Raw genomic sequence first — 18,208 nt, forward strand, 5'->3', positions numbered from 1 at the left:
AAGTAGCGGTAGGCCACGTCGATGGTGATGCCCTGCTCGCGCTCGGCCCGCAGGCCGTCGGTGAGCAGTGCCAGGTCGGGCGCCTCCTGGCCGCGCTTGCGGGAGGCGTGCTCGACGGCCTCCAGCTGGTCGGCGAGGACCGACTTGGAGTCGTGCAGGAGACGGCCCACCAGGGTGGACTTGCCGTCGTCGACGGACCCGGCGGTGGCGAAGCGCAGCAGCGAGGCGGCGGGGGCCTCCTGAGCGGCGGTCACGGCGGTGGTGGTCACGGCTAGAAGTACCCCTCGCGCTTGCGGTCTTCCATGGCGGCCTCGGAGAGCTTGTCGTCGGCCCGGGTGGCGCCGCGCTCGGTGAGGCGGCTGGCGGCGATCTCGGCGATGATGTCCGCGTTGGTGGCGGCGCCGGAGTCGACGGCGCCCGTGCAGGACATGTCGCCGACCGTGCGGTAGCGGATCAGCCGCTTCTCGACCCGCTCGGTCTCCTTGGGGCCGCCCCACTCGCCCGCGGTCAGCCACATCCCGTCACGGGCGAAGACCTCGCGCTCGTGCGCGTAGTAGATCGCCGGAAGTTCGATGCCCTCGCGTTCGACGTACTGCCAGACGTCCAGCTCGGTCCAGTTGGACAGCGGGAAGACGCGGACGTGCTCGCCGGGCGCGTGGCGGCCGTTGTAGAGCGCCCAGAGCTCGGGGCGCTGGCGGCGGGGGTCCCAGGCGCCGAACTCGTCGCGCAGCGAGAACACCCGCTCCTTGGCGCGGGCCTTCTCCTCGTCGCGGCGGCCGCCGCCGAAGACCGCGTCGAAGCGGTGGGACTCGATGGCGTCGAGCAGCGGCACCGTCTGCAGCGGGTTGCGCGTCCCGTCCGGGCGCTCGCGCAGCCGGCCCGCGTCGATGAACTCCTGGACGGAGGCGACGTGCAGGCGCAGCCCGTGCTCGGCCACCACCCGGTCGCGGTAGGCGAGGACCTCGGGGAAGTTGTGACCCGTGTCGACGTGCAGCAGCGCGAACGGCACCGGCGCGGGCGCGAACGCCTTCAGCGCCAGGTGCAGCATGACGATCGAGTCCTTGCCGCCGGAGAAGAGGATCACCGGCCGCTCGAACTCGCCCGCCACCTCACGGAAGATGTGCACCGACTCCGCCTCCAGGGCGTCCAGGTGCGACAGCGCGAACGGGTTCTCCGACGCCTCGGTCGGACGCCGGGTCGCGGTCGTCATGCCAGGCCCCTCTCGGTCAGGAAGGTGTACAGCTCGGCGGCGGACGCGGCCACCGACCGGCCCTGCGTCCGGATGCGCAGCTCCGGGTGCTCCGGTGCCTCGTACGGGTCGTCCACGCCGGTGAGACCGGATATCTCGCCGGCGGCCTGCCGGGCGTACAGGCCCTTCACGTCCCGCGCCGAGCAGAGCTCGACGGGGGTGGCCACGTGCACCTCAAGGAGCTCCGTGCCGCGGGCGGCGTGCCGCGCTCGGACGGCGGCGCGGGAGTCGGCGTACGGCGCGATGACCGGCACCAGCACCTTCACGCCGTGCGAGGCGAGCAGCTCGGCCACGAAGCCGATCCGGGTGACGTTGGTGTGCCGGTCCTCCCGGGTGAACCCGAGCCCCCTGGACAGGTACGAGCGGATCTCGTCACCGTCGAGCACCTCGACCTCGTGGCCCTCGGCGCGCAGCCGTCCGGCGAGGGCGAGGGCGAGGGTGGTCTTGCCCGAGCTGGGCAGCCCGGTCAGCCACACGGTGGCGCCGCGGGCACGGGCCGCGGCCGCGGTGTCCTCGGTGGCCTCCTGGGCGTGAGCTGTGGTCACGGCGATGTTCTCCCCGAAAGTGAGGTGGCGGCGGGGGCTCCCGGGCGCGCCTCGCCCGCGGACGTGTGGCCCGGGCGCGAGGGGCGGCGGGAACCCCCGGAAGGTCGCGGTAGTCCTCGGGCGGCGGAACCCCGGAAGGTGGCGGTGGCCCTCAGGCGGTGGCGAACTCGGCCAGGGTCCGGCCGAGCACGTCCATGTCGATCCGGTGCCAGGAGCCGGGCAGTTCGAGCCCCCGGCCGTTGGGCAGGGCCGCCGCCGTCGCCCGCGCCGCCGCCTTCAGCCAGGCGCTGGTGCTGTCGCTGTTGAGGACGAGGGTCTCCGTCTCGTAGGTCGCGAGCCGGTCGACCGGGACGGTGTAGTCGCCGCAGATCAGGGTGTCGTACGCGAGGGTGTGGGCGTTCGCCTCGTTCATCGCCCAGATCGGGCCCTTGCGCCACTCGGCGATGGTGTCGGGCGTGAAGCCCAGGAAGCCGCCGAGGAAGTGCTCGACCGCCTCGTCGCGCCGGTCCTCGGTGAGCAGGACCCGGAGCGTCTTCGCGAAGTTCCACACGGGCTTCGGGAAGTCCTCGGTCCGGAAGAAGGGCTCGTGCAGGGCGAGTTTCGTGATCGGGGCACCGGCGAGCGCCGCCTCGATCGCGAGGTTCGCGCCGGAGGACCCGGCGAACACCACCGCCTCGCCGCCGGCCTCCTGGATCACCGCCTCCAGGTCCTCCACCTCCCGCTCGACCGCGTACTCGGGCGCGTCGCCGCTCTGGCCGCGCCCCCGGCGGTCGTAGACGTACGTCGTGCAGTGCGGCGCCAGTTCGGGCACGAGGGCGTCGAAGATCGTGTGATCGCGGAACGACCCGTTGAGAAGCACGATGGGCGGGCCTTCGCCCGCCTTCTCGTAGGCGATCGTCGTGCCGTCCCGGGAAACGACCTTGCGCATCTCGCACTCCTCATGCCGACCGGAGGTGCTCTCACCTCGCCGTATGTCGGCATCTTCGAGCGCGTCGCTGGATCACCGGTCGAGGACCGGTCGCGGGTGGCGGCCCGCCTCCGTCAGGACAGCCAGCCGGCCTCGGTGGCGATGCGTACGGCGTCGAGCCGGTTGCGCGCGTTCAGCTTCATCACGGTCGTCGTCAGGTAGTTGCGTACCGTCCCGATCGACAGATGCAGTTTGGCGGCGATCTCGCTGGGCTCGTCGCCCTGGGCGGCCATCCCGAGGACCTCGGTCTCGCGCTCGGACAGGGGGTTCTCGCCGATGTCCCACGCGCTCATGGCGATCTGCGGGTTGATCACCCTGCGACCCGCGAACACCTCCCGGACCGCCTGCGCGAGCCCTTCGGCCGGGGAGTCCTTGAGCAGGAACCCCGAGACGCGTGCGGCCATCGCCCGCCGCAGCAGACCCGGGCGTCCGAGTCCGGTCATGATGAGCGTCCGGCAGTCCGGAAGCAGGTCGTGCAGCGTCTCCGCAGCCGTGAGACCGTCCATGTTCGGCAGGTCGACGTCCATGACGGCCACGTCCGGCCGGCACTCCAGCGCGGTGGGGACGATCAGGTCGCCCCGATCCACCACGCCGACGACCTCCAGGTCGGGCTCCAGTTCGAGCAGCGCGACCAGCGCTCCTCTGACCATGTGCATGTCCTCGGCGAGGAGAATTCTGATCACCCGATTCTCCACTTGTCCCCCTTTTACCTTCCTTGAAGGTATGTAATGCGCCTTAACCTACCTGCGAACCTCAGTTCGCGGCCCCCGAAAGACCGAGCGTGTACGACGGATCGTGTGCGACCGGTTGCCCCCGGTACCCCCGCGCCACGAGCCGCACGTCCGCGAGCGCCTGGCGCGAGATGTCGAGAACGGTCGTCAGTTCGTCCTGCGCGGGCCCCGGCGACCGGGGCAGCATCCGGTGGATGAGCGCGCATTTCATGGTGACCTCGGAGAGGCTCGACCCGAGCACCTCGTGCAGCTCGCGCTCCACGATCAGGCGCTCGCGGGCGACCGCCATCCGCACCAGCGCGCCCCTGGCCTCGTGGAGTTCGGAGACCAGCCGGTAGAGCGCGGTGAAGGCGTACACGGCCAGGCCCGCCATCAGCGAGGAGTCGGTCTCGTAGACGATCTCGTAGAGGGAGTCGCCCGCCGCCGCCCCCACCGGGATCACGACGGCGACCGAGGCCGTGTAGAGCACCCACCGGAGCCTCCCGCCCACGGTGAAGAGGAACGATCCGGCGAGGAACCCGACCATCGAGCCCCACGGCTCGCCGAGCCAGAGCAGCGGGGCGTACGTGGCCGCCGCCAGCACCCCGAGGCCGATGCCCCGCGCGTACCCCGGCCATGTGCGCGGGGGGCGCAGCGAGAGCAGCACCTGCACGGTCACGACGACCGCGAGGCAGCCGAGGAACGCGAGGAAGGCGGCCCCGGACGGGGTGGTGGCCGCCACGTTGATCACCGTGATGAGCGTGTAGCCGACCAGGACGGCCAGGAGCATGGCCCGCGCCATCCTCGGCGCCCAGGGCCGGGCGGCCTTCCGCTGCTCCTCGGGCTCGGGCTCCGCGCGGCGCTCCTCGGGCCGTGGCACGACCGGTGTCCGGGCGACCACCTCGAACCAGCCGTCCTCGGCCGGGCCGCCGCTCAGGTCGCCGCCGATGCCGCGCAGCCGGGTCGTCAGGTTGCCGAGCCCGCTGCCGCCCTCCGGGAGGGTGTCGGGACTGGTCTCGCCCACCCCGTCGTTGCGGATCCGCAGCGAGACCGTCCCGCCCTCGCGGGTCGCGGTGATCGCGCAGTGCTGCGCCTTGCTGTGGCGCAGGGCGTTGGTGACGGCCTCGCGCAGCACGATGGCCAGGACGGTGTCCACCTCGCGCGGCAGCGGCCCGCAGGTGAGGTCGGCCTCCGCCTCGATCTGCGCGGCGGTCAGCACCGAGAGCGCGGACTCGGCCTCGTCGGCCAGGGACATGTCGCGGTAGCCGGTGGCGACGACCCGCACGTCGGCGAGCGCCTCGCCGGCGATGCCGAGCACCTCGGCGACCTCGGACCTGGCCCGGTCGGGTGCCGTCGGGAGCAGCCGGTATCCGAGTTCGCTCTTCAGGGCGATCGCCGACAGGCTGTAGCCGAGCAGGTCGTGCAGGTCGTGGGCGACCCGCAGCCGCTCCTGGATGACGGCCATGCCGGCCAGCTCGCGCCTGGTGTCGCGCAGTTCGGTGACGAGGTCGGAGAGGGAGCTGACCCCGTAGATGATGAGGCTGGCGAGCAGTGTGGCGCCGAGTCCGTAGGCGGCCTTGTCGGGGCCGGCGATCGCGACGACCGCGGCCACGATGGCGGCGATGACGGAGGCGTACAGCGGCCAGCGGAGCCGGCCGGGAACGACGAGGAGGACCGAGCCCGCGAGCAGTCCGGCCATCGCGCCCCACGGCATCCCGAGCCAGACGAGCGGGAGGAAGGTGACCACGGCCTGCGCGGAGAGGGTCAGCGCCCGGGTCCGGACGGGCCAGTCGCGCGGCCGGCGGGTGGAGTGCGCGTACTGCAGGGCGAGGACGGCCGCCATGCTGAGGGCGAGTAAAGCGAGCCGCGCGGGGCCGGGGTTCTCGTCGCGGACGGCCAGCACGGTGACGACCGTGTGGCCGGCGAGCGTCCCCAGGGTCACCTGGAGCGCCATGCGTGATGCCTGCACCCCACACGCGTCGTGCGGGTCGTCCTCGCTTCGGGGTGCGTCGAGCATCAGCGCGCGCCTCCTAGTCCGACCAGCGGTGGACGAGAGCACAGGCGACCGCCCGAGTACCCCCCTGAATACCGCCGGTGATCATACCTGGGAAGTAACGGCTTGTCATGAGCACAATTTTCACTTTTCCGACTTCTTCGACGGGGCTCGACCGCCACCAGCGGTGATGCCCCCGGCCTCCTTTCCGGGCCTTTCGACCCCCCGCGGGGTCCCTCAGAGGAACAGCGGGACCGGGTTCAGATCCTCGTACGCCGTAGGGGAGTTCAGCCTTCCGAGCCGCACCGGCACGTCGAACAGGCGGCCGGGCGCGAACCTCGCCCAGAAGTGCCGCATGCCCGGGATGACGACCTTCACCACCGGCAGCCCGAGATCGGGCCGCGTCTGGTCGAGCACGAGCACCTCGAGACCGTGCTCGCGGGCCAGCGAGCAGAGGTGCTCCAGGTCGTCCCGCAGGTCGGCGCGCGGCACGTGGTCGTAGTCCGCGGGCGTCCGCGCCGGAAGCCCGGAGTCCGGTACTAGGTAGGGCTGTTCGGCGACCGTCGCCCCCCGCAGCCAGTCGAGCAGGTGCGCCGGCAGCCCCTTCGCGCAGCCGCCCGTCACGGCCGGCAGCAGCTGCCCCAGCTCGGTGACGGCGCGGCTCAGCGCGACGGCCGGATCCAGGTGTGCGCCGAAGCCGAGCATGATCTCCTCGGCCGGCCCGTCGACCCGCCGCGACACCGCCGCCATCACCGGAATCCCCAGGTCGGCGGTGAGGTCGAGCACCCAGAGCTCACGCCCCAACTCGCTGAATCGTTCCGGCAGAGCGGAGATCCACGCGTCGCCGAACGACTCCAGGTCCACCCCCGCGTGCCGCGTCCGGTTGTACCACCACAGCGCCACCGCGTCCCGCTCCACCAACTCCAGGAACCCCTGCAGGATCGCGTCCTCCACCGTGCCGCCGGCCGCGTTCCCGTTCGAGTCGGCGACGATCGAACCGACCCCCTCGGCGTCGAAGTACAACTGGCTCGTCGGCAGCAGCCGGTGCCTGCCCTCGGTGAGCGACCACACGGGCGTCCACTCGATCTCGGCGTCCTCGTCGAACCGCTCCGGCACATACTGGAAGGGAATCCCCGGCGCGTTCCACCGCTCCCGCTCCCGGTACTGCCGCTCGTCGAACAGCATGCACGACGCCGGATGCACCGCGTCCGGCGCCAGCGCCCGGTAACTGCCCAGCACCGTCGCCTCGTCACGGAACCGCGACGCGCTGTACCGCTCGACCGCCTCGCACAGCCCGCTGACCCGCGCGTCCAGATCGGTGCGCCCCTTGCCCCCGCTCTGCATCCGCAGCCCCGCACGGAACGACGACAGGTCCGCACCGGCGAACGCCAGGTTCGGCCCCGCCTGGTAGCAGTGCAGGAACGACGGGCTGCGCGGATCACGGACGACCCGCTCCACGATCCCCGTCACCGGATCCGCCAGGTGACCGAACCGCTCCCACATCTCCTCCGCCGACAGCGCCCGGTGCCCGTTGCCCGCGGCGACGCCCTTCGGCCGCGAGACCAGCCGCACCGGCCGCCTCGCCTGGTCGGCGACCAGCCCGGGATCGCCGCAGTCCGCGCACTGCGGCCTGCGGTCCACCGGATGGTGCGAGGCGCTCAGCGTCAGGGTGTCCAGTGACCACACCGCGTTCTGACTCTCGTCGCGCATCCCGGCCAGCCACTTCGCCGCCTGCAGCGCCGCCGTCTGCAAACCCAGCTCACGCGTGGCCGCCAACGACGCCTCCGGCACCCGCACCGGACCCGCCAGACCCAGCGCGCGCCGCACCTGCGACTCGCCGCGCCGGTGCGAGCGGAGCCGTACCGCCAGACAGGACCAGCAGGGCCCGTCGCCCGGCCGGAACACCGGGCCGATGCACAGCTGCGCCCCGTAGGGCTTGGCCGGCAGCCACGGCCGGCCGTCCGCGATCCGGGCGGCGTTGAACACGGCCAGCTCCGGATCGAGGTAGTCGTCACAGACGACCAGCGCGAAGGGCGCGTCGGGGCCGCACGTCAGTCCCGCCGCACGGCAGGCGCGCTCCGCCGCCTCCGCGTCGGCGCCGCCGATCGCCACGACGGCCACCTCGGCCGCCACCGGGTCGCCCACACCGGCGAGGTCCCAGTACGCCCCGGCCGCCGCGTCCCGCGGTCGCTCCGCGTGGAAACCGACGAGACCCGCGGAGGTGAGCCGGCCGAGCATGCCGTCCAGCTGCTCGGTGGGGATGTCCACGGCCGCCCGCAGTTCGGGAAGGGTCAGCGAGCCGTCGAGCAGCGGGGCCATCTTCTGGATCGCGGCACCGGAGAGGGCCGTGGTGCCCCGCGGGGAGACGAGGTAGACCGCCTCGCCCGGGACGATCTCGGCGCGGAAGTGGCGCCGGAAACCTATCCGTTCGTCAGCCTGCACGGTGCGTCGCTCTATCGCGCCACGTCGACGGGCAGGGAGTAACACCAGGGAGTGGGGTTCTCCCCGTCGGAGGGGGAGCCGTCCAGGTTCTCGATGATCAGGTCGTCGAAGCCGGGAGTGGTCTGCATGACGTCGCCTCTCTCTTCCGCCTGCCGCAGCCGGTTCGTCGCTGCGGTGCCCCGAAGTCAACAGCGACCCCGGCGAAGGCCGCCATGCGCCGATTCACGTTCCCCATGTGAATTCTTCATATGGGAGAGATGTGCAGCTCAGTGGGCAACTCCGGGCGCTCTGGGCATGCTGGAGACCGAGATCGATAGGTGCGATGCCTGGAGGAACGCAATGTCCGAAGGTCCTACAAGGTTCGACCCCGTCAACGCCGGTCAGCAGCCCGGACCGCTGAGCATCGGACTGCTCGGCTCGCTGTCCCTGCATCTCGACCGGACCCCGGTGACGGCGAGCGCCCCCAAGCAGCGGCAGGTGCTGGCGCTCCTCGCCCTGAACGCGGGCCGCGTCGTGACCGTACCGGCGCTCATCGAGGAACTGTGGGGAGACCGCCCCCCGCGCAGCCACGCCACCACCCTGCAGACGTACGTGCTCCAGCTCCGCAACGCGCTCGCGGCGGCCGACTCCGGCCGCCCCGGCGTGCGCCAGATACTCGGCACCTGCCACAGCGGCTACCTCCTCGAGGAGGGCGCCTGTACGACGGACGTGGAGGTCTTCGAGCGCCACGTGCGCGCCGGCCGCAACGCCTCCGAGGCGGGCGACCACCGCCGCGCCTCCGAAGAGCTGCGCCAGGCACTGCAGTTGTGGCGCGGTCCCGCCCTCGTCGACGTCCGCAAGGGCAGCGTCCTGGAGATCGAGGCGGTGTCCCTGGAGGAGAGCCGGCTCGGCGCCCTGGAACGCCGCATCGAGTCCGACCTCGCCCTCGGCCGCCACGCCGACCTGCTCGGCGAGCTGACCCGGGTCGTCGCCCGGAACCCCATGAACGAGAACCTCTGCGCCTACCTGATGATCGCCCTCTACCGCGCGGGCCGCGTCGGACGCTCCCTGGAGGCCTTCCACCGCCTGCGCTCCGTGCTCAACCACGAGCTGGGCGTCGAACCCTGCCCCCGACTCCAGGGCCTCCAGACGGCCATCCTCTCCGGCGACCCGGCCCTCGACGTCCGGTCCGTCTCCTGGTCCCCCGAGGAGTTCGCCGCCAACCGCCTCGCCCGCGCCTCCTGAACCCCCACCACGCGGGAACCTCCCCACCCGCAGGAGCCGTCCCCCCGGCACACGGCTCCTGGTGGGGGCGGGGGACGGCCGACGCGGTCCCGCTACTCCGCCGGGCCCTCGACCGTGATCTCCCGCTTCAGGATCTTGCCCGTCGGCCCCTTGGGCAGCCCCGGCACCAGCCGGACGATCCGCGGGTACTTGTACGGCGCCACCCGGGCCTTCACGAACGCGCGCAGTTCGTCCGCCGTGACCTCCGCACCCGGCTTCAGGGTGACGACGGCCGCGACCTCCTCGCCGTGCACCTCGTGCGGGACGCCCACCACGGCCGCCTCGGCGACCGCCGGGTGCTCGTAGAAGACCTCCTCGATCTCGCGCGGGTAGACGTTGTACCCGCCGCGGATCACCAGGTCCTTCTTGCGGTCCACGATGAAGTAGAAGCCGTCCTCGTCGCGCCGGGCGAGATCCCCGGTGCGGAACCAGCCGTCGGCGAACGCCGCCTCGTCGGCCTCGGGACGGTTCCAGTAACCGGCCATGACGTTCGGCCCCTTGACGGCGATCTCGCCGACGTCACCCTCCGCGACCTCCTTGCCGTCGTCGTCGACCAGCCGGACCCGCACGCCCTCGATCGGCGTCCCGATCGACCCCGGCTTGCGGGGCCCGTCCAGCGACCCGAAGGTGACGACGGGGGAGGTCTCCGACAGCCCGTACCCCTCGACGACAGGACACCCGAACGCGGACTCGAAGCGGTACAGCACCTCCACCGGCATCGCGGAACCGCCGGTCACACAGAGCCGCAGCCCCTCCTCGCCCGTCAGCCCGGTGGAACCCGCCGCCTCGGCGGCGGCGAGCAGACCCAGGAACATCGTGGGCACCCCCTCCATCACCGTGACCCGGTCCCGGGAGAGGATCCCCAGCGCCTTCGCGGCGTCGAAGCGCGGCAGCAGCGTGATCCGCGCGCCCGTCAGGACCGCCGCGTTCAGGCCGCAGGTCTGGCCGAACACGTGGAAGAACGGCAGCCCGCCGAAGACCGTGTCCGACGCCGACATCCCGAGCACCCGCGCCACGGTCGCCGTGTTGGAGCCCAGGTTCCCGTGGGTGAGCCGGGCCCCCTTGGGCCGACCGGTGGTGCCCGACGTGTACAGCAGCACCGCGAGGTCGTCGTCGTCCCGCTCCACGACTTCCCCGCGCGGCTCGGCCGCGGCCAGCTCGGCCCCGAAGCCCGGGTCCGTCACATCGACGCACCCGATGCCGAGCGCCGCCGCCGCGGCGCCCGCCTCGGCCATGGCGGCACCCCACGCCAGGATCAGCTTCGCCCCGCAGTCGCCCGCGCCGTAGCCGATCTCCCCCGACTTCAGCAGCGGATTCATCGGCACCGCGACCGCCCCGGCCCGCAGCACGCCGTAGTAGGCGACCGCGAAGTGCGGGATGTTCGGCAGCAGGATCGCCACCCGGTCACCGGGCCCGACTCCCCGCGCCGCCAGCCACCCCGCGACCAGCGCGCTGCGCCCGTCCAGCGCCCGGTAGTCGAGCGCCTGGTCGTCCAGCAGGATCGCCGTACTGTCCGGCCGCGCCGCCGCGGTACGAGCCAGATTGAGGGCCAGATTGGTCACCGTCGACCTCTTTCCGATGGTTCGGCTTTGCTCCCCGGCAGGCTATTCGGCCCCCCTCGGGACGCTGTCGGCAGCCCGCCGCCGCAGCTCAGAGGCTGCGCGCGGTGATGTCGCCGTACGACGTGCCGGCGTGGATCCGCAGGCCGGCGTCGGCGCCCTCGGTGTTGCCGAGGGTGTTGGTGATCCGCCCGTAGGCGGTGCCGGCGTCCAGCGTCGCGGAGGTGCCGCGGGCGGCACCGACGTCGATCGTCCCGGCCTCGGTGCGCAGCGTGACCGCGCCCCGCGTCGCCTCGACGACGCGGATGTCGCCCTGCTGCGTGCGGAACTCCGCGTCGCCGCCCAGCCGGTCCACCGTGATCCCGCCCGCCTGCAGCACGATCCGGCCACCCGCGACCTCCTCGAGCCGCACCTCGCTCTGCGCCCCCTCGAACGCGACCTCCCCCAGCCGTCCGACGCCCGTCAGCTCCCCCGCCGCCGTCCTGGCCTCCACCCGCGACCCGGCCGGCAGCCACACCGTGACCCCGACGACCCCGGACTCCCCGAACAGCCGGTTCTTCGGCGCCGTGTTCCCGACCCGCAGGACGCCGTCCTCGTACGCGACCTCGACGCCCTCGGCCGCCTTCACGTCCCGCCCCTTCGACGCGTCGGCCGGCAGGACCTCCACGGCGACCTCGTCCCGCTCCCCGGCGACGAGCCGGATGTCCCCGGCGGCGATGTCCAGGACGGCGACGATCTCGGCGGTGGTGGCGAACTTCTGCATTGCCTTCTCCTTCTCCAGCGGCGGGCTCTCGTCGGCCCGTCGTTTCCGATGAGGGAAAAGCTACGTTGCGTTCGCGCTGTTGGCAACAGATCTCCCCTTCGAAATGGCCATACTTGCAGGTCAATCCAGAGATTTCATTGCAACGACTTGTGAACTAACGCAACGCCAGATACGGAATTCATTGCAATGAACTGAAGGTGAATGCTCCTCGGGCCGGCCGGACCCGGGCGACCGGCCGGTGACCAATGGTGACCAATGGTGACCGGAGGTGGTCGAGATCGTTGCCCGGTCATCAACGAATACAGCCGATACGGGCGTAAAGCCGGAGGTGTGCGGTGGGCGGACAAGCGGCGAGCATGACGCGGGACCTGGTCCTGGGCGAGGCCGAGGACGTGCGGCGGGCGGCCGAAGCACTGGCCGAAGGGGCCGCGGTGGCCCACGGGTTCGGCAACTTCTACGCCCTGACGGCGCGCCCCGACCGGGAGGCCGTCGAACGCGTGAACCTGATGAAGGGCCGCCCCGCCGGCCAGATCGGCAGCGTCACCACCGTCCGCGAACGGGTCGGGTCGCTCTTCGACTGGACGCGGCTCCCGCCCGCGCTCCCGCGCCGCCAGATCGAGGACCTCGTCGACGAACTGCTCCACCTCGGTCCGTTCGGCCTGCGGGGCCCGGCGGCCGCGCACGTCCCGGCCCATCTGACGGCGGTCGCGCACGGCGTCGACACCGTGCAGCTGATCGTCCCCGGCTACTCCTGCCCGTCCAACGCGTTCCTCGCGGAGGCGCTGAGCCGTACCGGCACCGGATTCCTCTCGATCACCTCGGCGAACCGCTCACGCCACCTGACGGGCGCGGACCACGAACCCGCCCACTGGCGCGCCGACGGCGTCACCGCCGACTTCGGCCACGAGCCCGGCGTCCGCGTCCTCGCCCACCCCGACGAAGCCGCCGCCCGCCGCCGTCACCCCCACCACGCCACGACCTCCACCACCGTCCTCTCCTTCCATCACACCCCCGGCCACGGCCGCCCCGGCATGCCCGCGCTCACCCTCGAACGTCACGGCTCCCTCTCCGCCGACCACACCCGAGCCATCGCCGCCAACCACGGCTTCACCCTCACCCTCTCCCCCCAGGCCCACCACCGCCTCACCCCCCGCCCCTACTCCGCCTGAGTCCCGGCCCGCCGCTTCGGCGGCGGGCCCGGCCGGCCGCCGCCGCCCCGGCCGGGCGAAGGGGCGCACGCGCGCGAAGACGACCGTGGCTCCGCACCCGACGAAGGGTGCGGAGCCACGTTGTCCGCCCGGCGCACCGGTTCGCCGGACGTACGTGGCCAGGAGCACGGGCACGGCGTTGCCGGACCCTTCGGCGGCCGATCACTCGGGCAGCAGCCGGTCCAGCATGAACCGCGTCTCCGGATCGGGATCGATCGTCAGCGACTGGACGTGGTAGCGACGGGGCGGCAGTTCGACGCGGAGCGCCTCCACCGGCTGCTGCGTGCTCCGCAGGGAGTCGACGATCCTCTCGGCCTCGTAGGCGGCGTCGGCCAGCACGTACCGCCCTCCGAGTTCGACGGAGACGACGTCCTCCCAGCCGTCGGCCGGCATGGCGGCGCGGACGGCGGACAGCAGGCCCGTGTCGTCGTCGGCGTGACACCAGCGTGCGAACGCGAGTGGCTCGGCGAGCCACGTGACCGGCAGAGGCTCGGCCCCGAGCGTCAGGACGTCACGGCCCGCCAGCCGCAGGACCGAGACGTACTCGTCGATCACGGCGTCCGCCTCCGTCCCTTCCCACATCGGAAGGAGCTCCTCCGGGACGAGCGCGTAGCGAGCGAAGTCCGTGCCGTCGATCCAGGTAGCCACGCGGCAGATCATCACACCCGCCTCTGACGGACGTCGATTCCCCGCCGACCGAGGGGCGGAGAGCGGGCGGAGAAGGCAGGGAATGCGGAGAAAATACAGAACCCGTGCAGCCTCCTCTGCGACGTTGGTCCTCGACCCCGACCGCGGGGCGCGGAGGGAGGAGCGAGCATGGGGACAGCGCGGGACGCCGTACTCGACTACGCCGAGGGCACCTTACGGTTGCTGCCCGGCCAGGCCGCGGTGACCTCGGCGGTGCTCCAGGGGCCGCCCGCCGCCCTCCTGGAGCGGAGCACGCAGCTGGTGCGCGGTTTCGCGGGCGAACGGACGGACGGCGGGGCCCTGTTCCGCGCGGCGGCCGGACTTCCCGGGGAGACGGCCGCCCCGGGCCCGGACGGCGGGGCGGACGACGGGCGCGGCTGCGCCCTGGTGCAGTCCCTGCCCGCGCTGAGCCGGGAGTCGGAGGGGAGTGCGATGGCCACCCGCGCGGACCGGCTCGCCGAGGCCGCCGACCGGCTGCACTGGGAGCTGGCCGAGCGCGGGGGCCTTTCCGAGGGCCCCGCCGCCGGGCGCCTCGCCGCCCGGTACGCGCTCTGCTACGCCGGGGCCGCCCTCCTCTGGCTGTGGCGGGCGGGCGGGGAGAGCCGCCCGGAGTGGATGTACGAGGCCTTGGACGTCGTCCTGGCCGCGCTGGAAGACCCCGCCGGCGTGCCGGACGTCCCGGCCGCGCTCGCCCTGCTTCCCGCCTGAGGATCGCCGACAGCTGCGGTCAGGCGGCGAGTTCACCCGCCAAGGCCTGCTGGAAGGCACGGGTGAGCAGTGGGCCGGGGCCGACGCCCAGCCGGTCGGCGAGCAGTTCCCGGCCGGAGTGGAACTGGAGCAGGGCCGCCGCGGGCTGACCCGCACGGCACTGGGCGGTCATCAGCAGACAGCGGAACCGCTCCCGCAGCGGGTAGCGGGCCACCAGTCCGGTCAGTTCGGCGACGAGTCCGTGCGGCAGCCCGGTGGCGAGCTCGGCCTCGGCCCGGTCCTCCAGGGCTGTCAGCCGTGCCTCCTCCAGCCAGGGGCGCTCTTCCTGGGCGAGTTGCTCGGTGGTGTCGGCCAGTGCCTCGCCCTGCCAGAGGTCGAGCGCCGAGCGCAGGGCGGCGGCGGCCCGTCGCGGGTCCCCCTGCCGCAGCAGCGTGCCGCCGAGCGCGGCGCGTTCCGCGAACAGGTGGTGGTCGCAGGTCAGGTGTCCCGGGGCGGCCGACAGGCGGTAGCCGCGTCCCACCCGTTCCAGTCGGGCGGCCCCGTCGAGCGGGGCGCGCAGCCGGGAGGCGTAGGTGTGCAGCTGGGCGACGGAGCGGGCCGGGGGGCGCTCGCCCCACAGGGCGTGGATGAGGCGGCTGTCGGGGACGACCCGTCCCTCGGCGAGCAGCAGTGCGGCGAGGACCGTGCGGGGCTTCGCGCCGCCCAGGGCGTTCTCCGCGTCCCCCGACGCGGCCCGGATGCGGACCGGTCCGAGCAGCACTGTCTCCAGGAAGGGCGTCATGGGGGGCGACCGTAGGCCGACGGCCCATCCTTCCGGTATCGGCCGCTTATCGGCGGTCCGGACCGCCCGCTCGGACGGGGATCGTTCGCTCTGTCGAACCCGTGTCGCGGGCGTTATGATCATGACAATTTTCAGGGAGGGGGGCCCGGTTTGTCGTCGATACGGTTCGGTCTGCTCGGGACGATCCGGCTGACCTGCGAGGACCGGGAGATCCGGCTCGGCGGGCCCCGGCAGCGTGCGGTGCTGGCCCTGCTCCTGCTGCGGCACGGCCGCACGGTCTCGGTGGACGAGCTCGCCGAGACCGTCTGGGACGGTTCGCCGCCGCCCACCGCCCGGACCCAGATCTCCATCTGCGTCGCCCAGTTGCGCAAGTTGTTCCGGGAGGCGGGCGTCGACGGCGAGGTCATCGTCACCTCCCACCCCGGGTACCGGCTCGACACCGAGGGCCACGGACTCGACCTCGTGGACTTCCTCTCACTGACCGGGCACGCCGCCGCGCTGGCGGGCTCCGGCCGCTCGGCGGAGGCCGCCGACGCCTACCGGCGGGCCCTCGCCCTGTGGCGGGGCCCTGCGCTGGACGGCCTGACCGGTTACGCGCTGGAGCAGGAGGCCTGCTGGCTGGAGGAGCAGCGGCTGACCGCGCTGGACGGCCACGCCGAACTGCGGCTCGCCCTCGGCCGCCACCAGGAGCTCACCGCCGAACTGGCCGCCCTGGTCAGGGAGCACCCGCTGCGGGAGCGCACCCGGCACTCGCTGATGCTCGCCCAGTACCGCTCCGGTCGCCGCGCGGACGCCCTGGAGACCTTCCGCACCGGACACCAGCTGAGCATCGACGAGCTGGGGCTCGAACCCGGCACCGCACTGCGGGAGCTGCACAACGCGGTCCTCTGCGAGGACCCGGCCATCGCGGCCCCGCCGACCGTCCCCGAGCCCGTCGCGGCTGTCGCACCCGTCGCGGCTGTCGCGGCTGTCGCGGCTGTCGCACCTGCCGTGCCCGTCGCACCCGTTACGGCCGAGGATCCGGAGGGCCGGCCGGACACCTCGCCGGCGGACCTCGCGGGCGAGGCCCACACCACCACCACCACCGCCTGCCGCCCCGCCCCACCCACCACCCCGTCCGACCTCCCTCCGAACATCCCCTCCTTCACCGGCCGCACCGCCGAGACCGAGGTCCTCGACGCACTGCTCGACGGCCGCCCCGACGGCGAGCCGCCCCGGGTCGCCCTGGTCACCGGGGTGGCCGGGATCGGCAAGACCGCGCTGGCCGTGCACTGGTCGCACCGCGCGGCCGCCTCCTTCCCGGACGGCTGCCTCCACGTGGACCTGGGCTCCGCCCCGGCCGCCCCCGGCGAGGTCCTGGGCCGCCTGCTGCGCTCGCTCGGCGCGCCCGGCGACCGGCTTCCCGACGACGAGGCGTCCCGGATCTCGCTCTACCGCAGGCTGCTGCGAGGCCGTCGGGTCCTCGTCGTCCTGGACGACGCCTCCTCGTTCGCGCAGGTCGCCCCGCTGCTGCCGGCCAACGGCGGCTGCTGTGTGGTCGTCACCAGCCGGGAGAGCATGGAGGAGCTGGTGCTGCGGAACGGCGCCGTCCGGGTGCCGCTCGGGGTGCTGGACCGGGCCGACTCCACCGCCCTGCTCGATCGGATCGTCACCGGCGGCCGCACCGCCGCCTCCCCTGCGCAGACGGCCCGGCTGGCCGAACTCTGCGACGGGCTGCCGCTCGCCCTCTGCATCGCCGCCGCCCGGCTGGCCACCCGCCCGCACTGGACCGTGCGCCGCCTCGCCGACCGGCTCGCCGACGAGCACCGCCGCCTGGACGAGCTCAGCCTCGGCGGGAGCCGGGTCCGGGCCAGCTTCGAGCTGAGCCACGGCTGCCTGTCGCCTCGCCTCGCCTCCGTGTACCGGCGGCTCTCCCTCCTCGACGTCCCCGACGTGCCGGCCTGGGCCGTCGCCGCCCTCCTGGACTGCCCGGTGGAGACCGCCGAGCAGTACCTGGACGAACTCACCGACGCCCACCTCCTGGAGGTCTCCGGCCCGGACGCCACGGGCCAGTACCGCTACCGCTTCCAGAGCCTGCTCCGCCTCTACGCGCGCGAACGCGCCCAGGAGGACCCCGACCGCCCGGCCGCCGAGGCGGCCCGGGACCGGGCGCTGCACAGCTGGCTGACCGTCGCCGAGGCCGCCCACCGCCGCGAGTACGGCGGCGACCACTCCGTGGTGCACGGCCCGGCCCCCCGCCCGCACGTCGACCGGGACCTCCTGGACGACCTGCTGGCCCGCCCGCTGGACTGGTTCGACTCCGAACGCCACTGCCTGGTGGCGGCCGTCACCCAGTCCGCCCGGCTGGGACTCGCCGCGCTCGCCTGGGACCTGGCCGCCTCCACCGTCGGCTTCTGCGAGATCCGCAGCAACACCGACGACTGGCGCCGCCTCTGCGAGGAGGGCCTGGCGGCATCCCGGGCCGCCGGGGACCGGCAGGGCGAGGGCGTGATGCTCGGTGAGCTGGGCGCCGCTCTGCTCTACCGGGGCGAGTCGGAGGCATCGGTCCGGCTCCTGGAGGAGGCGGAAGGTGTCCTGCGAGCCGGCGGCGAGGTCTACGGGGCCGCGCTGAACGCCTGCAAGCTGGCCGTCGTGGTCCGCCAGCGGGGCGACGCGGCCGCGGCACGCGCCCTCCTGGACGGGGCGCTGCCCGCGCTGCGGGCCGCCGGGGACCTCTCCGCGCAGGCTCACGCGCTCAACAACCTCGCCCAGATCGCCCTGGACGCGGGGGACCCGGAGGAGGCCGTACGCCTCGGCCGGGAGGCGGTCGCGCTGGCCCGCGGGCTGGGCGCGACCCGGGGCGCGGCCCAGGCCTTCCACCGGCTGGGGCGGGCCCTGTTGGCGGCCGGGCGGCTGCCGGAGGCGGAGGAGGCCCTGACCGAGGCGGCGGGAATCGTCCGCACCAAGCACGACCGGCTGGGCATGGCCTACGTCCTGCTGGGTCTGGCCGAGGCCCGCCTGCGGGCCGGCCGCGCCGACCGGGCCGACGAGGACCTCACCGCCGCCCTCGCCCTGGCAGAGGAGACCGGCAGCACCGTTCTGATGGGCCGCCTGCGCCTGCTCCGGGTCGAACTCGAGGAGGCGCGGGCACCGGGCGCGGCGCTCCCGCAGGAGGCGTGACCCGGGCGGTCGTTCAGTCCCAGGGCTCGGTCTGGACGACCGTCGTCGTCTCGCCGGCCGCGGCCGTCACCGTGGCCCCGCCGGCCACCGCGGTACCCACGGCCAGTACGACACCCGTGACGACCGCCGCGACCGCCATGACCGCCTTGACCAGATGCCCGTTCCCCATGTTCC

At 73.3% G+C, this 18,208-nt stretch carries 16 protein-coding genes; 4 read left to right on the plus strand and 12 right to left on the minus strand.

Annotation, left to right across the window (positions count from 1 at the left end; translation table 11 throughout):
• From OO54_RS01280 to OO54_RS01310, 7 genes are all read right to left on the minus strand, one after another.
• The coding region (locus OO54_RS01280; protein WP_033201030.1) for a GTP-binding protein at window positions 1-269 on the minus strand (269 nt) is incomplete at its 3' end.
• A 2-nt stretch (window positions 270-271) separates the two neighbouring features.
• A complete protein-coding gene (gene cysD, locus OO54_RS01285) occupies window positions 272-1,210 on the minus strand; it encodes a sulfate adenylyltransferase subunit CysD (protein ID WP_033201031.1) in 939 nt (312 codons plus the stop codon).
• Entirely contained in the window at window positions 1,207-1,794 is a 588-nt protein-coding gene (gene cysC, locus OO54_RS01290) for an adenylyl-sulfate kinase (protein ID WP_051786643.1), read from the minus strand. The genes cysD and cysC overlap by 4 nt, the downstream gene beginning before the upstream one ends.
• A 151-nt stretch (window positions 1,795-1,945) precedes the next feature.
• A complete protein-coding gene (locus OO54_RS01295) occupies window positions 1,946-2,722 on the minus strand; it encodes an alpha/beta fold hydrolase (protein ID WP_033201032.1) in 777 nt (258 codons plus the stop codon).
• Between the two features lie 113 nt (window positions 2,723-2,835).
• The gene (locus OO54_RS01300; protein ID WP_017237901.1) at window positions 2,836-3,444 is read right to left on the minus strand and encodes a response regulator transcription factor; all 609 of its coding nucleotides are present in this window, start codon (window positions 3,442-3,444) and stop codon (window positions 2,836-2,838) included.
• Window positions 3,445-3,514: 70 nt separating this feature from the next.
• On the minus strand, window positions 3,515-5,488 hold the full coding sequence (locus OO54_RS42215; protein ID WP_051786644.1) for a sensor histidine kinase: 1,974 nt from the start codon (window positions 5,486-5,488) through the stop codon (window positions 3,515-3,517).
• A 213-nt stretch (window positions 5,489-5,701) separates the two neighbouring features.
• A complete protein-coding gene (locus OO54_RS01310; RefSeq protein WP_051786645.1) occupies window positions 5,702-7,906 on the minus strand; it encodes a TOMM precursor leader peptide-binding protein in 2,205 nt (734 codons plus the stop codon).
• A gap of 339 nt (window positions 7,907-8,245) precedes the next feature.
• On the opposite strand from OO54_RS01310, the gene OO54_RS01315 reads away from it, so the two are divergent.
• Window positions 8,246-9,130 (plus strand): AfsR/SARP family transcriptional regulator, encoded by an 885-nt coding sequence (locus OO54_RS01315; RefSeq protein WP_063738241.1) that lies wholly within the window; start codon window positions 8,246-8,248, stop codon window positions 9,128-9,130.
• A gap of 92 nt (window positions 9,131-9,222) precedes the next feature.
• Here the strand turns inward: OO54_RS01315 and OO54_RS01320 are convergent, their stop codons facing one another.
• A complete protein-coding gene (locus OO54_RS01320; protein WP_033201033.1) occupies window positions 9,223-10,731 on the minus strand; it encodes a long-chain-fatty-acid--CoA ligase in 1,509 nt (502 codons plus the stop codon).
• Between the two features lie 88 nt (window positions 10,732-10,819).
• Window positions 10,820-11,491 (minus strand): DUF4097 family beta strand repeat-containing protein, encoded by a 672-nt coding sequence (locus OO54_RS01325; RefSeq protein WP_033201034.1) that lies wholly within the window; start codon window positions 11,489-11,491, stop codon window positions 10,820-10,822.
• A 356-nt stretch (window positions 11,492-11,847) separates the two neighbouring features.
• On the opposite strand from OO54_RS01325, the gene OO54_RS48260 reads away from it, so the two are divergent.
• The gene (locus OO54_RS48260) at window positions 11,848-12,660 is read left to right on the plus strand and encodes a hypothetical protein (protein WP_033201035.1); all 813 of its coding nucleotides are present in this window, start codon (window positions 11,848-11,850) and stop codon (window positions 12,658-12,660) included.
• Window positions 12,661-12,861: 201 nt separating this feature from the next.
• Here OO54_RS48260 and OO54_RS01335 read toward each other — a convergent pair whose 3' ends face one another.
• Window positions 12,862-13,347: an Imm21 family immunity protein gene (locus tag OO54_RS01335; protein ID WP_157856425.1), complete on the minus strand. Its 486-nt coding sequence runs from the start codon at window positions 13,345-13,347 to the stop codon at window positions 12,862-12,864.
• Window positions 13,348-13,515: 168 nt separating this feature from the next.
• On the opposite strand from OO54_RS01335, the gene OO54_RS01340 reads away from it, so the two are divergent.
• Window positions 13,516-14,094: a hypothetical protein gene (locus OO54_RS01340; RefSeq protein ID WP_033201037.1), complete on the plus strand. Its 579-nt coding sequence runs from the start codon at window positions 13,516-13,518 to the stop codon at window positions 14,092-14,094.
• Between the two features lie 19 nt (window positions 14,095-14,113).
• Here the strand turns inward: OO54_RS01340 and OO54_RS01345 are convergent, their stop codons facing one another.
• Window positions 14,114-14,875 carry an AfsR/SARP family transcriptional regulator gene (locus OO54_RS01345; protein WP_106969965.1) on the minus strand — a complete coding sequence of 254 codons (762 nt, stop codon included), beginning with the start codon at window positions 14,873-14,875 and terminating at the stop codon, window positions 14,114-14,116.
• Between the two features lie 150 nt (window positions 14,876-15,025).
• Between OO54_RS01345 and OO54_RS41345 the strand changes: the two genes are divergently transcribed.
• Complete coding sequence (locus tag OO54_RS41345; protein WP_051786646.1) at window positions 15,026-18,034, plus strand: AfsR/SARP family transcriptional regulator; 3,009 nt, start codon at window positions 15,026-15,028, stop codon at window positions 18,032-18,034.
• A gap of 13 nt (window positions 18,035-18,047) precedes the next feature.
• On the opposite strand, the gene OO54_RS45720 is transcribed toward OO54_RS41345, so the two are convergent.
• A complete protein-coding gene (locus OO54_RS45720) occupies window positions 18,048-18,203 on the minus strand; it encodes a hypothetical protein (protein ID WP_157856426.1) in 156 nt (51 codons plus the stop codon).
• Between the last annotated feature and the right edge of the window lie 5 nt (window positions 18,204-18,208).

It is taken from the genome of Streptomyces wedmorensis (assembly GCF_000716445.1).
Classification (GTDB): domain Bacteria; phylum Actinomycetota; class Actinomycetes; order Streptomycetales; family Streptomycetaceae; genus Streptomyces; species Streptomyces wedmorensis.